At 65.7% G+C, this 15,591-nt stretch carries 11 protein-coding genes; all 11 read right to left on the bottom strand.

Annotation, left to right across the window (positions count from 1 at the left end):
• Position 1: 1 nt before the first annotated feature.
• The 11 genes from DUGA2_RS15140 to DUGA2_RS15090 all read right to left on the bottom strand — a co-directional run bounded on the left by DUGA2_RS15140 (position 2) and on the right by DUGA2_RS15090 (position 15,560).
• Positions 2-1,642: an AMP-binding protein gene (locus tag DUGA2_RS15140; RefSeq protein WP_070270091.1), complete on the bottom strand. Its 1,641-nt coding sequence runs from the start codon at positions 1,640-1,642 to the stop codon at positions 2-4.
• Between the two features lie 90 nt (positions 1,643-1,732).
• A complete protein-coding gene (locus tag DUGA2_RS15135; RefSeq protein WP_070270089.1) occupies positions 1,733-2,449 on the bottom strand; it encodes a response regulator in 717 nt (238 codons plus the stop codon).
• Between the two features lie 124 nt (positions 2,450-2,573).
• A complete protein-coding gene (locus DUGA2_RS15130) occupies positions 2,574-7,499 on the bottom strand; it encodes a two-component regulator propeller domain-containing protein (protein ID WP_229214698.1) in 4,926 nt (1,641 codons plus the stop codon).
• 74 nt (positions 7,500-7,573) lie between these two features.
• Positions 7,574-8,749: a patatin-like phospholipase family protein gene (locus DUGA2_RS15125; RefSeq protein WP_070270088.1), complete on the bottom strand. Its 1,176-nt coding sequence runs from the start codon at positions 8,747-8,749 to the stop codon at positions 7,574-7,576.
• A 58-nt stretch (positions 8,750-8,807) separates the two neighbouring features.
• Positions 8,808-10,598: a gamma-glutamyltransferase gene (gene ggt / locus DUGA2_RS15120; RefSeq protein WP_070270086.1), complete on the bottom strand. Its 1,791-nt coding sequence runs from the start codon at positions 10,596-10,598 to the stop codon at positions 8,808-8,810.
• 105 nt (positions 10,599-10,703) lie between these two features.
• Positions 10,704-11,462 (bottom strand): SDR family NAD(P)-dependent oxidoreductase, encoded by a 759-nt coding sequence (locus DUGA2_RS15115; protein WP_070270085.1) that lies wholly within the window; start codon positions 11,460-11,462, stop codon positions 10,704-10,706.
• A 41-nt stretch (positions 11,463-11,503) separates the two neighbouring features.
• Positions 11,504-12,724, bottom strand: coding sequence for a glycosyltransferase family 39 protein (locus DUGA2_RS15110; protein WP_070270083.1), 1,221 nt, complete (start codon positions 12,722-12,724; stop codon positions 11,504-11,506).
• A 3-nt stretch (positions 12,725-12,727) separates the two neighbouring features.
• The gene (locus DUGA2_RS15105; RefSeq protein WP_070270082.1) at positions 12,728-13,093 is read right to left on the bottom strand and encodes a hypothetical protein; all 366 of its coding nucleotides are present in this window, start codon (positions 13,091-13,093) and stop codon (positions 12,728-12,730) included.
• Positions 13,090-14,565 carry a UbiA family prenyltransferase gene (locus tag DUGA2_RS15100; protein WP_070270081.1) on the bottom strand — a complete coding sequence of 492 codons (1,476 nt, stop codon included), beginning with the start codon at positions 14,563-14,565 and terminating at the stop codon, positions 13,090-13,092. The genes DUGA2_RS15105 and DUGA2_RS15100 overlap by 4 nt, the downstream gene beginning before the upstream one ends.
• Positions 14,566-14,700: 135 nt before the next feature.
• Positions 14,701-15,168 carry a hypothetical protein gene (locus DUGA2_RS15095; protein ID WP_070270080.1) on the bottom strand — a complete coding sequence of 156 codons (468 nt, stop codon included), beginning with the start codon at positions 15,166-15,168 and terminating at the stop codon, positions 14,701-14,703.
• The gene (locus DUGA2_RS15090; RefSeq protein WP_070270079.1) at positions 15,165-15,560 is read right to left on the bottom strand and encodes a hypothetical protein; all 396 of its coding nucleotides are present in this window, start codon (positions 15,558-15,560) and stop codon (positions 15,165-15,167) included. The genes DUGA2_RS15095 and DUGA2_RS15090 overlap by 4 nt, the downstream gene beginning before the upstream one ends.
• Between the last annotated feature and the right edge of the window lie 31 nt (positions 15,561-15,591).

Raw genomic sequence — 15,591 nt, 5'->3', positions numbered from 1 at the left:
TTTATTCGGTACGCAGCTTGAAGCGCTGTAGTTTTCCCGTTTCGGTGCGCGGCAGCGCCGTCAGGAAGCGGATCGCGCGCGGATACTTGTACGGCGCGATCTGGCCCTTGACGAACTCCTGCAACTGCGACGTCAGCTCCGGCGATGCCTCGTGGCCCGGCTTGAGCACCACATGGGCCTCGACGATCTGCCCGCGCTCCTCGTCGGCGCGGCCGATCACGCCGCATTCGGCCACCGCCGGATGCCGCAGCAGCGCATCCTCTACCTCCGGCCCGGCGATGTTGTAGCCGGCCGAGATGATCATGTCGTCGGTGCGCGAACGGTAGTAGAAGTAACCGTCGGCGTCCATCTCGTAGGCGTCGCCGGTCAGGTTCCAGCCATTGAGCACATAGTCGCGCTGGCGTTCGTCCGCCAGGTAGCGGCAGCCGGTCGGCCCCTTCACGGCCAGGCGGCCGATCACGCCCGGCCCGACCGGATTGCCGTCGTGGTCCAGGATGCAGGCCTGGTAGCCCGGCACCGGCTTGCCGGTGGCGCCCGGCCGTATCTGGTCGCCCGCCGCCGAGATGAAGATGTGCAGCAGCTCGGTCGCGCCTATGCCGTCTATCATCGACAGGCCGGTGGCCTGGCGCCAGCTCTCGCGCGTCGCCAGCGGCAGCGCTTCACCGGCGGAGACGGTTTTTTGCAGGCTGCCGATGTCGTACTTGCCAACCAGCGGCACCATCTGGCGATAAAACGTCGGCGCCGTGAAGCACACCGTCGCCCGGTATTGTTCGATCGCCTTGAGCAGGGTTTCCGGCGTCAGCTTTTCCAGCAGCACGGCGGTCGCGCCCACCCGCAGCGGGAACAGCAGCAGGCCGCCAAGGCCAAAGGTAAAGGCCAGCGGCGGCGTGCCGATGAAAGTGTCGCTGCGCTGCGATGCCAGCACCGAGCGCGGGAAGCAGTCGCAGATCGCCATCACGTCGCGATGGAAGTGCATGGTCCCTTTCGGGATGCCGGTGGTGCCGGAGGTGAAGCTGATCAGGCAGACGTCGTCGGCCGCCGTGTCCACCGCATCGTAGCTGGCCGGCTGCGCCGCCATCAGCGCTTCGAGCGAACCTTCGGCGCCGGCGCCGCCGAAGCACAGCGTCCTGCCGCGCACGGCGGCCGGCAGATCCACCGCCTCCATCTCGGCGCGCAGGCTGTCGGCGCACAGCACCGCATTGATCTCGGCCTTGCCGGCGATGGCGCCCAGTTCGCGCGCGCGCAGCAGCGGCATGGTCGGCACCGCGATGCAGCCGGCCTTGAGCACCGCCAGGATGCACGCGGCCATCATCGGATTGTTCGCGCCGCGCAGCAGCACGCGGTTGCCCGCCTCCAGTCCCATCGGGCCGCGCAGCACATGGGCGATGCGGTCGATCTGTTCCAGCAGTTGCGCGTACGTCCAGCTCAACTGCTCGCCACGGACCGCGACGCGGTCGGCCGCGCCGCCGGCCAATGCGCCGTCGAACAGCTCCGCCACGCAGTTCAGGCGCGGCGGGTAGTGAAGCTCGGGCAGGTCGAAACGCAGCTCCGGCCACAGCGCCTGCGGCGGCAGATGCTCGCGCGCGAAGTGGTCGGTGTACGCGCTGGAAGTGCTGGCAGAACTGGCTGTCGGTCTGGTCATGGTCGCCCTGTAGTTGTAGGTCGTTCGGTGTCCGCTGCTCACGCAACAGATACTTTAAACCTAAACTATCATGACATCAAGTGCTATCGCTCAGGCGGCGGCGCCCTGCCGCACCAGGCCGGATTGGTGGATCACGGCGCGCACCACGTCGGCCAGCACCGACTGCACGGTGTCGCTGGACAGGGCGCCGGGATCGAGACTCTTCAGCGTGGCGGCGGCGCCGTCCAGGCCCAGCGTGACGCAGCCCGCATGCAGGCGCTCGATGCGCGCCTGCGCTTCCTGCTGCTGGCCCTTGGCCAGCAAGGCGTCGATGTCGCCGCTGGCGGCGGTCAACTGGTTCTGGAATCCGCTGAGATAGACCAGCAGGCGCTCGGCGTTGATGCCCAGCCGGCGCAAGGTGGTGGCTGGTTCTTCGGCGTGGTGGTCGTAGCCGCTGGCCGCCTGGTCGAGGAAATTCACCAGGTGCACCCGCACCTGCTCCGCCTGGAAGGGTTTGACGATGTAGCCGGCCGCGCCGGCCTGGGTCGCCTCCTGCACCGTGTCCTTGTCGTTGGCGGATGTCACCAGCACGAAGGGCATGGTGTTGATTTCGGCGTGGCCCTTCACGCGCTGCAGCAGCTCCATGCCGGACAGGCGCGGCATGCGCAGGTCGCAGAAGCAGATCGCCGGACGCAAACCATCTTCCAGCTGCTGCCAGGCGTCGGCGCCATCTTCCGCTTCAACGATGTCGAACTTGCCGCAGCTGTCGATCAGGTGCATCAACACCATGCGCGAGACGACATCGTCGTCGACTACCAGAACTTTCATGAGACTCCCTGTGCCCTTAATAACTAATTTTGCATTACCTTAGTACGGCACTTACCGACGATATTACATGAAAAACCCAGTTTATATGTCCTGGACATACAAGGTGATGACGAATAGCCGCAGCTTACAAAGCGCTAGCCGCTCCAGCGCGCAGCAGCAGTTCGCGCAGCTGCGGCATGGCCTCGACGATGCGCGGCCAGTTGCCGTGGTCCGCGTCCAGTTCCAGTTCCCCGCACAGCGCCTGCAGTTCCTGCTCCTCCAGATAGCCGGCGCTGCCCTTCATGCCGTGCAGCAGACGGCTGGCGGTATCGGCGTCGGCCTGCTCGACGGCGCGCTCCAGTTCCGCCAGCCGCAGCGGCGCGTCCTGGTTGAAGGCGCTGCGCAGCCGCAGTTTCAGATCGCTGCCGCCGCTGTGCTGCGCCAGCCGGGCCGGTTCGTCGGCCGCCGGCGCCACGCCGAACAGCGTGTCGAGTTCCGGCGTGCCCAGCGCGGGATTGTGGCGCGGCTCCATCAGCGGCAGCTTGAAGCCGCGCTGTAGCTGGCGTTCGATCGCGCGGCTGAGCTGGAAGTGCAGCTTGTCTTCATCGATAGGCTTGGTGAGGAAGTCGTCCATGCCGGAGGCCAGGTAGCGGCTGCGGTCTTCCTCGCTGGCGTTGGCGGTCAGCGCGATGATCATCAGTTCCTGGTCGCGCACCGGCGCCGCCTCGGTGCCGCCCGAGCGTATCAGGCGGGTGGCGCTGGCGCCGTCCATTTCCGGCATGCGGCCGTCCATCAGAATCAGGTCGTAGCGCGTCAGCGAGCAGGCCTTGACGGCCAGCGCGCCGTTGGCGGCGATGTCGACCTTGTGGCCCAGGTCCTCCAGCATCATGCGGATGATGATCTGGTTGGTCGGGAAGTCTTCCGCGCACAGCACCTTGAGCTGATGGCTGTGCGGCTCGCGCGGCACGTGCGGCACCATCGGCGGCGGCACGCCGTTCGCCAGCGGCAGCTCGAACGAGAACGTGCTGCCGTCGCCAGGCGTGCTGACGGCATTGATGCTGCCGCCCATCAGCTCCACCAGTTGGCGGCAGATCGCCAGTCCCAGCCCGGTGCCGCCGTAGCGGCGCGTGGTGGAGGCGTCGGCCTGCTCGAACTGCTGGAACAGGCGCGGGATGGCGTCGGCCTCGATGCCGATGCCGGTGTCGCTGACGCAGAAACGGATGCGGTTCAACGCGCCCTTGAAGCCGGCGCGGGCGCGCTCGTCGTCCTCCTGCGGCACGCGTTCGACGCGCATCCGCACCGAGCCTTTTTCAGTGAACTTGAAGGCGTTGCCGACCAGGTTGACCAGCACCTGCCGCAGGCGCGTCGGATCGCCGACGACGAACTGCGGCAGCCCCTCGCCGAACTCCAGGCTGAAGCCCACGCTGTGCGCCGCCGCCTGCTCTTCGAACAGGCTGACCACGTTCTCCACCGCCGACGACAACGAGAAGTCGATGTTCTCGATGGTCAGCTTGCCGGCCTCGATCTTCGAAAAATCCAGCAGGTCGTTGATGATCGACAGCAGCGACTGCGCATTGGCCTGGCCGCGCAGGATCTGCTCGCGGGTGCTGGCCGCCAGCCGGCTGTCGCGCAGGGCGAAGCCCAGCATGCCGATCACGCCGGCCAGCGGAGTGCGCATCTCGTGGCTCATATTGGCCAGGAATTCGGATTTCTGGCGGGTGGCGTCTTCCGCCTTCTGCTTGGCCAGGCGCAGGCGCTCGTCGTTCTCCTGCAAGGCGCGGTTGGCCAGCGCCAGCTCCTCGGTGTGCAGGCGCACCTGGCGCTCCTGCTGCATCAGCTGCTCCTGCGTCTGGCGCAGGGTTTGCAGCGCCTCTTCCAGCTGCTGGTAGGCGCGGGCGTTTTCCAGGCCGGCGGCAGCGTGCGAGGCCAGCGTCTGCAGCATGTCCATGTGCACCTGCTGATAGGCGTCCTTCTCCAGGCTCTGCACGCACAGCAGGCCGACCACCTTGTCGCTGATGATCAGCGGCGCATACATCATCGAGCGCGCCACGGCGGCCGGCACGCCGTCCTCGCGCACGCAGGGCACCAGCGTGTCCAGGCCCGATTCGTCCATGTAGTCGCGGTACTCGGACTCGAAGTCGTTGATGAACACCGGCTTGCGCTCCGTCAGGCACCATACGGCCAGCTGGTTGGGCTGGTCCAGCAGGCGCTGGTAGGGCAAGGTGCGCACGCCGGCCTCGATGGCGAACGGGAAGTCGATCACGCCGTCCTCCTCGCGCACGAAGCCGATGCCGAAGATCTGCGCGTTCATCAGGTGGTGCACGTGGCGGTACAGCGTGCGCATGGTGGTTTCCATGTCCAGCGTGGCGCTCATCTCGCGGCCCAGCTCACTCAGTACCGAGATGTTGCGGTGCGCCTGTTCGACGTTTTCCTTCTGGCGCTCGACTTCTTCCTTCTGCCGCTCGGTGTCGACGCGGCGCTGCTCGGCCTCGGCGCGTTGCGCCTCCGCCTCCAGGCGGCGCTGTTCCAGTTCCTGCTTCTGCTGTTGCAGCAGCTGGTTCTTGTGCTCCACCTCCGCCGTGCGCGCGCCGACCAGTTCCTCCAGCCGCTGCTGCTGGTGGTGCAGGCTGCGCACGCGCGCGTGGTAGGCGGCGTAGGCGGCGCCCAGCAGCGCAAGGCCGAACAGCCCGCGGAACCACCAGGTCTTCCAGAACGGCGGCAGGATGGTGATGTCCAAGGTGGCGGCGTTGTCGTTCCAGATGCCGTCCTTGTTGGCGGCCTTGACGCGGAAGGTGTACTTGCCGGGATCGAGATTGGTGTAGGTGGCGAAGCGCTTGGTGGAATCCGTCACCACCCAGTCCTCGTCGAAGCCCTGCAATTGGTAGGCGAAGCGGTTGCGCTGCGGCGCCGCGTAGTGCAGCGCCGCGAACTCCAGCGAAAAGACGGAATCGTCTTCCTGCAGCGTCAGCGCGTTGGTATGCTCGATCGCCACCTTCAGCACATCGGGATGCTCGCCCTGCCCCGGCTTGAGCGACTTGTTAAAGATCTGGAAGTCGGTGATGGCCACGGTCGGCGCCACGCTGTTCTCGCGCACTTCCGGCGGCGAGAACGCGGTGATGCCGTTGAAGCCGCCGAAGTACAGCGTGCCATCCGGCGTACGCAGCGCGGCGCCGTCGAAGTAAGCGCCTTCGATGGTGCCGTCGGCGCCGCTGTAGTTGCGCACCAGGCCAGTCTCGGTGTTGAGGCGCGACAGGCCGCTGTTGGTGCTCAGCCAGAGATTGCCGGCGTCGTCGGGCAGGATCGAGGCGATGGCGTCGTCGGCGATGCCGTCCTTGCGCAGGTAGCGGCGGAAGCGGATGCCGCCGTCGGCCGCCACTTCCATCTTGTTCAGGCCCGCCGCCGTGCCGACCCAGATGATGCCGCGTCCGTCCTCGTACAGGTAGTGCACCTCGTCGTGACTGAGGCTGAAGGGGTCGGCCGGGTCGCGCCGGAAGTGGCGGAACTTGCCGGTCTTGCGGTCCAGCAGATCGAGGCCGTTGAAGGTGCCTATCCACAGCTGGCCCTTGCGGTCCTCCAGTATCGGCCGCACCACGTTGTCGGCCAGGCTGCTGATGTCGGACGGATCGTGGCGGAAGGTGCGCACCTCCATGCTCTGCGGGTCGAGCCGGTGCAGGCCGCCGCGCGAGGCGATCCACAGGATGCCGCTGCGGTCGCCGACGATGTTGCGGATGGTGTCGCTGGCCGGGTCGCCGCGCACGAAGGACAGCGCCTTGATCGCCCCGCTCTCCACGTTCAGGTGGTTGACGCCGGCCCGGCCGCCGATCCACATATTGCCGTTCTTCTCGCGCCACAGCGCCGTCACCTGGTCGTCGCTCAAGCTGTTGGCGCGCAGCGGATCGTGGCGCCACACCTTGCCCTCGCCGATGACCGGGTCGTACAGATTGAGGCCGCCGCTGCTGCCCAGCCACAGCTGGCCGCGCGCCTCGGCGACGATGGCGCGCACCTTGTTGTCGGACAGCGTGTTCGGAATGTCGGCCTGGCGCACGATGCGGGCGAAGCCGCCGCTGCCCAGGTCCACGCGGCTGGCGCCGTCGTTCCAGGTGCCGACCCAGAAGGTGCCGACGCGGTCGCGGAACAGCGCCGAAATCTGGTTGTCCGCCACACTGTGGCTGTCGCTGAATTGATGCAGATACTGCACCAGGCGGTTCTCGGACGGCAGCCAGCGCAGCAGGCCGTCGGCCTGGGTGCCGACCCAGACGTTGGTCTCGGCGTCGACGTACAGCGTGGTGATGCTCATGCCCGGCTTCATGCCCTCGCGCGGGCCGAGGCGGCGGCGCTGCGGCTCCTTGCCCAGCAGGCGCCATTGTTCCAGCCCGCCCAGCGTGCCGACCCACAGCGTCTGCGCGCTGTCGACCTGCAGCGCCAGCACCGCGTTGTACTTGCTGTCGCCGCGGGCGTCTATCGTGAAGTGCTGGAAGCGCGCCTCGCCCGGCGCCAGCATATCGAGGCCGGTGGCGGTGGCCACCCACAGGCGGCCGGCGGCGTCGCGCGCCAGCGCGTTGACCTGGTCGTTGGCCAGGCTGCCGGCATCGGCCGGGTCGTGGTGCCAGCTGGTGAAGCGCTTGCTGACCGGGTCGAAGTGATGCAGGCCGTCGGCGCTGGCCAGCCACAGGCCGCCCAGGCCATCGTCGGCGATGGCGCGCACGTGGCGGTTGCCGTTGCCGCGCTGCGCCGATTCGTGCGGCAGGAAGTGGGTGAAGGTCTTGGTGGCGGCGTCGTAGCGATCCAGGCCGCCGTCGGTGCCCACCCACAGCTGGCCGGAACGGTCCAGGTGCAGCACGCGCACCCAGTTGTCGGCCAGGCTGCGCGGATCGGAGACGGCGCTCTTGTAGGTGACGGTGCGGTAGCCGTCGAAGCGGGTCAGGCCGGCCTGGGTGCCCAGCCAGATGAAACCCTGCTTGTCCTGGGCGATGGCCAGCACCGATTCCTGCGCCAGGCCGTGTTCGACGCTGAGCTGCTCGAAACGCAGCGTGCGCGGCGGCGCCCCCGCCCATGCAGCGGCCGTGCCCATGCCCCACAACAGCAGGACGGGCAGCAGCAAACGGCTACAAAGGCGTAGAAAAAACAACAAGGAAAGCCCCGTTTTCAGGATTCGAAGAAGGCCAGCACATCGTCCTTGCGCGCTTGCGTGTCGCGCTGTCCGAGGCGGATCAACTCGCAAGTATACGTCGATTCGAACAACAGGTACGACGCGAGTGCGGCGCCGCGTGTTTCGGTGGCCCCTATCCCCGACAGCATGGTGCGTATCGGCGCCGGCAAACTGGCGATGTGGCGGCTGGCGATGTCGTCGAGCCGCTCGGACGGCGCGATCACCAGCAGCTTGACCGGCTTGAGCGGCGTCTGCTCGAGCAGCTCCGGCGGCAGCATGGACAGGGTCTTGTTGACCCGCTCCAGGCGCTCGATGTCGACCGCCAGGCTGTCGAGGAAGATCGAGGACATCGCGTGGCCGGCGATCTGCGCCAGGCTGGGATAGCGGGCGGCGCTCTTTTCGGCGGCGCTGCGGGCCGGTTCGGTCAGGCGTCCGGCGCCGACCACCAGCACCTTGCTGGCGCCGAGATGGATGGCCGGCGAGATCGGCGCCAGCTGGCGCATCGAGCCGTCGCCGCAGTATTCGCGGTGGCCGCCCATGTACAGCGGTGTGGCCGGGAAGATGAAGGGTATCGCCGACGACGCCAGCAGGTGCTCGACGCCGATCTGGTCCTGCAGCGCCACGCGCTGCATGCGTATCCACGGCGCGATGTCGGCGGCGGTCTGGTAGAAGGTAAGGTGGTTGCCGGCGGTGTAGGACGAGGCGGTGACGGCCAGCGCGTGCAGCAGGCCTTCCGACAGCACCGCGTCCAGGCGCGGCAGGTCGAGCATGCGGTGCAGCAGGCCGACCAGCGGGGTGTTGTCGAGCAGCGACGCGGGCGGCGCGGCCCGCCATTTGCGCAGCAGCCAGCCGAACGACAGCAGCGAGAGCCAGCGCGCGCCGGAACGGATCACGCCCAGCGAATCGGCGCGGTAGACCTGTTCGACCTCGATGTGCTGCCAGACGTCGAGCAGCTTCTGCACGCCCTCGCCGAAGTTATCGGCGCGGCAGGCCAGCGCGGTGGCGTTGATGGCGCCGGCCGAGGTGCCGCAGATGATGTCGAACGGGTTGCGCGCGGGAGGCCAGCCCGCTTCCCACAGTATCTCCGAGATCGCCTGCAGCACGCCGACCTGGTAGGCGGCGCGGGCGCCGCCGCCCGTCAGGATCAACCCTGTTTTCTTTTGAATTCCCATGCGACAAGATTAGCAGGGTCTGCCGGATTTGGGGCGCGTTTGACGCCGTTTGACACCATTATTCGCCTAATACGACACCTTCGCGACGGGGATCGGCGCCGCCGAACCACTCCGGCTTGCCGTTGACGGTGCGGCGCTGGATGCCCTGCAGGCCGGAATTGAGCTCGAACTCGCGCACCTGGTGGCCGCGCGCCTTCAGCTGCTCGATCACGGCCGGCGTCACGCGCCCTGCTTCCAGCTCGGTCGGGCCGTTGCGGCTGCCGAAGTTGGGCAGGCTGATGGCCTGCTGCACATCGAGCTTCCAGTCCAGCGTACCGACCAGCACCTTGGCCACGTAGTTGATGATGGTCGAACCGCCCGGCGAGCCGGTGGCCAGCACCAGCTTGTGCGTGCCCTTGTCGAACACCAGCGTCGGCGACATGGCGCTGCGCGGACGTTTGCCGGCCTGCACGCGGTTGGCGATCGGGCCATTCTCGTCCTGCGAATCGAAGGAGAAATCGGTCAGTTGATTATTCAGCATGAAGCCGTCGACCATCTGGCGCGCGCCGAAGGCGTCTTCCACCGAGGTGGTCATCGACAGGCCGCCGCCAAAGGCGTCCACCGCCACCAGATGGGAGGTGGATGGTTTGTCGATGGCGGTGTCGGCGCCCCAGGCCACCTGCATCGTGGCCGGCACGCCGTAGTTGGCGCGCCCCATGGACTTCTCGCCGATCAGCGAAGCGCGCTGCTTCAGGTAGCCCTTGTCCAGCAAGGCCGCCACACCCTTGCCCGGCAACGGCACGAAGTCGGTGTCGGCCGCGTAGCGGTTGCGGTCCGCGTAGGCCAGGCGGCCCGCCTCGGTGAACAGGTGGATGCCTTCGGCCGTCAGCGCGCCGTTGACCGGCTTGTAGGGGGCGATGTCCTTCACTTCCAGTATCCCCAGCATCTGCGCGATGGCGATGCCGCCCGAGGATGGCGGCGGTGCGCCGCACACGGTCCAGGCCTTGTAGTCGCTGCAGACCGGCGTGCGTTCCTTGGCCTGGTAGCCGGCGATGTCGGCGGCGGTCAGCTTGCCCGGGTTGGTCGGATGCGCGGCCACCTTGGCGGCGATGTCGCGGGCGATGCGGCCTTTGTAGAAGGCGTCGGCGCCGCCGTCGGCGATCTCGCGCAGCGTGCGCGCCAGTTCGGGGTTCTTCAGCAGGTAGCCGACCGGACGCGGTTTGCCGTCCTCGCCGAAGAAGTAGGCCTTGGCGACCGGGTCGCGCGCCAGGTAGCGGTCGTACGACAGCAGCGCGTTCAGGCGCGGGCTGACATTGAAGCCGTCTTCGGCCAGCTTGATGGCCGGTGCGAACAGGGTTTTCCATGGCAGCTTGCCGTGCTCCTTGTGCGCCAGCTCCAGCATGCGCAGCACGCCGGGCGCGCCGACCGAGCGACCGCCGATCACGCCGATCTCGCGCGAGACGGCCTTGCCATCCTTGTCCTGGAACAGGTGCTCGTCCGCCGCGGCGGGCGCGGTTTCGCGGCCGTCGTAGGATTGCACGCGCTTGCCGTCGGAGTACAGCAGGAAGGAACCGCCGCCGATGCCGGACGATTGCGGCTCCACCAGCGTCAGCACCAGCTGGGTGGCGATGGCGGCGTCGATCGCGCTGCCGCCCTGCTTGAGCATCTGGTAGCCGGCCTGGGTGGCCAGCGGATTGGCTGCCGCCACCATGAATTTTTGCGCGGACTTGCCGGTCTTCTCGGCATAGCCGGTGGCGATTTCGGGCGCGGCGTCGGCGCTGGTGCGTTGTGCGTAGGCCGGCGCGTGCAGCGCGGCCAGCAGTGGAAGGGACAGCGCGAAGCTGAGCGCCAGGGGCTTCAAACGGAACATGGACTCTCCAAAATAAGAGGCGCGCGGCCTGGGCCGCGCGCCCGATCACCCTGGCATCCTACACGAAATCGAGTAAATCGTTTTCGCGCTGCTTACTTCGCCTGCTTACTTCGGCTGCATGCGGATGGCGCCGTCCAGACGGATGGTTTCGCCGTTCATCATGGTGTTTTCGATAATGGCCTTGGCCAGGTGGGCGTACTCGTCAGGACGGCCGAGGCGCGGCGGGAACGGCACCATATTGCCCAGCGCGGTGCGCACTTCTTCCGGCATGCCCATCAGCATAGGCGTTTCGAAGATGCCCGGGGCGATGGTCATCACGCGGATGGCGCTGCGCGACAGGTCGCGCGCCATCGGCAGCGTCAGGCCGGCGACGGCGGCCTTGGAGGCGGCGTAGGCGGCCTGGCCGATCTGGCCGTCGAACGCTGCGACGGAGGCGGTGTTGATGATCACGCCGCGTTCGCCGCTGTCGGTGGCGGCGGTCTTGCCCATGGCGTCAGCCGCCAGGCGGGCCATGTTGAAGGTGCCGACCAGGTTGATGTTGACGGTGCGCTGGAATACGTCCAGCGGGTGCGGGCCATCCTTGCCGACGGTCTTGATGGCTGGCGCCACGCCGGCGCAGTTGATCAGGCCGCGCAGCGTGCCCAAGGCGACGGCGGCGTCGACCACGGCCTTGCCGTCGGCTTCCGAGGTGACGTCGCATTTGACGAATACCGCCTTGAGCTCGGCGGCCAGCGCCTCGCCCGGTTCCACTTGCACGTCGGCCAGCACGACTTTGCCGCCGTTGGCGGTGATCATGCGGGCGGTGGCGGCGCCCAGGCCCGAAGCGCCGCCGGTTACGATGAATACATTGTCCTGAATTTGCATGAGTGTCCCTATCTCGTTTTTATTTGACGTTTACGTTAACGTCACCTCGCAATTGTAGCGAATTTTTTATCGGAGATGAGGAAATCGATGACCAGTGCGGCGAGAATGATCAGCAGAGGCATGATCGGCTCCCGGTAGCGATAAATCACGTAGAAAATCATGTGCACGGCGGTGTAGCCCAGGATGGCCAGCCAGATGAGGCCGGTGTTGGGGGTGCGCAGCCGCCGACAGGCCATGCCGGCCACCGCCGCCCCGCAGATCAAAAGATACTGGGCGAGCCAGGCCAGCCGCGTCAGGGCCTCCCCTTTGGACTGGGGCCCCTCCCCCTCGTGTATCGGGGGCATCCAGAACAGGGCGGCTTTTTGAAAGGACAGGGTGAGGAACCTGGCTGGGTTCCGCCTTATCCAGGCCAGCGCTTCTGCTTTCAATGTGTTGTTTGCCGCCACCTCCCCTTGCTTGCGCAACTGCTGCCAGGTCGCGCCTCTGGGCGTGTCGGCTATGGAGATGAACATGCCGTCGGCGGCGGGATTGTTTCCCAAGTAGAGATTAAAGCCTCCGTTCGTATTCAAGACGGGGGCGCCGACGGCTTGGTAGTTGCGCACCAGCCAGGGGGCCACAACCAGCACCGCGACGAGTCCGGCCAAGCCCAGCCTGGCCAATTTCTCGGGAACAGACAATGGCGACATCGCCAGCGCGATCGCCAGCATCGGCGTGAGCGCCAACCCGGCATTTCCAGTGATTGCAAGCAGTCCAAGAACAGCCCCGACGGAGACCGCTATCCGCGCAGATGGATTGCGTACGCATCGCAGGGACAGCAGGACAACACCGAGCATCAGCGGTGTCATGAGGTTTTCCTTGGCAAGATAGGCCGCATAAATCCACGAAGGCAAATAAATGGCATAGATGCCGACGCTGAGTAGCCGCCCTGGCCTGCCCGCGCCAGCCTCCTTGGCGATCAGATAAATCAGCCATCCGCTGACCGTGCACAGCACTGCGTTCGCAAGCAGCGCCGCCAGCAAGTGGTGGCCACAGACGGCAAAGACTGGCGCTAAAACAAACAGCGGATAACCGGCGCTCAAGAATGCGGAATTGCCGCCTTCAACCAAGCCCCTGCCAGCCAGCAGGTTCACGGCCATGTGTTCATATCCGGCATAGTCGCTGACCGGCTGGAATTGAAAGGCTAGCGCTGTCGCGGCCCGTGCGAAGAACGCAAGAACCAGGATCAAGGCCAGGCACTGCTTTTCACCAATACGAGTTCGCATAACTTAGCTCTTGCTGACTAAAAAAACCCCGACACAAATCAGCGCAACCCCGGCGGCGCGCGGCATCGTCACCTGCTCGCCTGCCAGCAAGCCGACGATGACGGTGAGTCCAAAGCCCAGGCCAACCAATGGATACGCCTTGCTGATGTCCCACTTGAATAGCACCTCAAGCCAGACGATGGCGCCGAGCCCGTACAGGAAGAAACCGCCCAGCACGTAGCTGTTTGAAAGCACCGTGATGAAGGTACGCAGCGCCAGCGGTTGCGCCATGACCTCCCTCACCGCCAAGCTGGACATGCCCGCCTTCAAGGCAAACTGCGCGGCGACAGAGAGCGCGATGCTCACGATTGCAATCAGAAGAGTATTCACAGCAGTCCATCCAACACGAGAAAGTGCGCGACGATCATCGTGACGCCCATGACGACGACGGTGCTCCGGCTGCCACGGTCTTTGATCGCATAGATCACGGGATCGTCGTGCATCTCCCCGCGCGAGGTCTTGATCCAAAGCCGGGCCAGCCAGTAAATCAAACCGATGGCAACCAGCCACAACAGGCTGGGTGTCGCGTAGCGGGATTGGGTATCGGGGGCATTGATAAACAGCCCGAAGACCACGACTGCGGACATGGCGGAGGACACACCCAGCGGCCATAGCACCGCCAAGTCCGTCACCCGGTAATCGCGGCCACGCGCGGCGGCCTTGCCGTTCTGTTCCAGCGAGATCAATTCGGAACAGCGCTTCACCAATGCCAGGCTCAAGAACATGAACACCGAAAAGGCCAACAGCCAGGCGCTGGTGACGACGGCGATGGCTACTGAGCCAGCAAGGATGCGCAGGGTGTAGAGCAGAGACAGCATGATCACGTCGATCAGCACGTACTCCTTGAACATCCAGCTGTAGGTGCTGGTCAGCACCACGTACAACAGCAGCATGAAAGAGAACGCCGGGGACACCACCAGCGCCAGCATGAACGCCAGGACGAGCAGGCAACCCGCAACGGCAAGCCCGACAAGAATCGGGATCTTGGCGCTGGCGAATGGACGGTCTTTTTTTCGGGGATGAGCGCGGTCGCTTTCCAAGTCCCACAAATCGTTGACCAGATAGGTTGCCGAAGCGGCAAACGAGAAGGACAAAAAAGCCAGCGCTGTGGTCGCAAGCTTCCCGATATCCGTGAACGAAAAGGCTGTCAGCAGGGGCACGAACAACAGCAGGTTTTTCAGCCACTGGTGTACTCGCAAGGCCCTCACCCACGTGGAAAGGCGTACCGATTCTTTCGGAAACTCTTGCTCGATTGTGTTGCGTTGTCGGACGGACTTGGACAGGCCGGCGGAGGCCCCAACCAGGATAGCCGCTTGCGCCGCGTTCCAAATGGGGATGTCCGCGCGGCTATCACCGGCGTACACAAACTCTGTTCCAACCTTTTCCTGTATCGCCTCCAGCTTGGCGTTGCCCTTGAGATTGCGGCCTGTGCCGGATGCCAGCACATCGTCAAACAAACCGAGATGGTCGGAGACGCGTTGGGCGATGGATTGATGCGCCGCCGTCGCGAGGATGATACGGCGCCCCTTGTTTTTTTCATCGTGGAGATACGCCAGCAACGCCTCGTGGTAGGGCAAGCGGGCTGCGGAGAACACTGTACGGGAGCAGACCGCTTCCTTGAAAGCTGCACGACCTTTCAACAGCCAGAAAGGCAGGCGCAGTAAATTGAGCGGCGACTGCTTGACGAGCTGGATGACCGACTCAAGCAGCGTATCGGTTGGCGTCAACGTTCCATCGAGATCGACAACCACGGGCCAACCGGCCGCCGGATTGTTTTGCACGTCGCTCAAGTGGATGTTCATCAGATGGTTGGATCGAAAAGGACGGGGCAGCCCAATTACTATGGCATTGGCGGAGCCCGCCGCCTAGGGGGCTGATGTCGATTCGATCAAACAAAGGCTGCAATTTTCCTGGCGACCGGGAGACCCGTCAGCGCCTCAGCATTGCATCAAGGCGCCGTTGCGCTGGCACAGTTTTCCCGTCGGCGAGACGACGGTGCCGGGACCGGCGTTGTTGATGTGGACGCCGTTGGCGTCGTAGCAACCGGTGGTGCTGCAGCCATTCAGCACTTGCGGAGCGTTGGGTGGGGTGAGCAAGGTTTGCATCGATGGAACCGGCGGCGCGGACGGCATCGCCACTTGCGGCGCCTGCTTGACGATGGGCATGCGCTGTATCGTCAGCGGCACCGGACGACGCGGCATCGGCACGCGCGCCGGCGCCGTGCGGCAGGGTTCGACGGCCAGGCGCTTGCCGTCCGCACTGAGCGTGCAGACCGGCAGCCGGGCGTAATCCCGCAGCTCGGCCGAGGTGACGTCCCGGTTGATGCCTGGCACGGCTACGGGCGACTGGGCCGTCGCCTGCGCTGCAACCAGCGCAGCCAGGAACAGCGCGCTGCGCGGCGTCATGGCGACGGCACCACGGTGGCCGTCAGCACGCGCCAAGGCACCAGGCAGGCGCCAACGTTCGGGAAGTAGCCGCGCGGGTTGCCGCAGTAGTACAGCCTTCTGGGCAACGACGGCGCATCGGCCGGCGGCAGGTACAGCGGAGCGCCGGCATAGTAGCCGGGCGGATAGTAGTAGCGGTCGTAGTAGGGATCGAGGTAGCCATAGCGCGGCCAATACACCGGTGCGCCGACTATGATGCCCTCACGGACATAACCATGACCATGGCCGTGGCCGTGGCCGTGATGGTAGCCGTGCCCGCCCCCTCCATGGCCGCGACCTTGCGTCCAGGCATCAGGACTGGCCAGTGCTCCCAGCAGGAAGGCCAGCGTCAGCGCCGGTTTCAACATGTTCATGGCATCACCTCGCGTAGTGCTACACCTTTCA

This window comes from Duganella sp. HH101, from assembly GCF_001758795.1.
Classification (GTDB): Bacteria; Pseudomonadota; Gammaproteobacteria; order Burkholderiales; family Burkholderiaceae_D; genus Rugamonas; species Rugamonas rivuli.
This window is presented reverse-complemented; position numbering and strand designations above follow the sequence as displayed.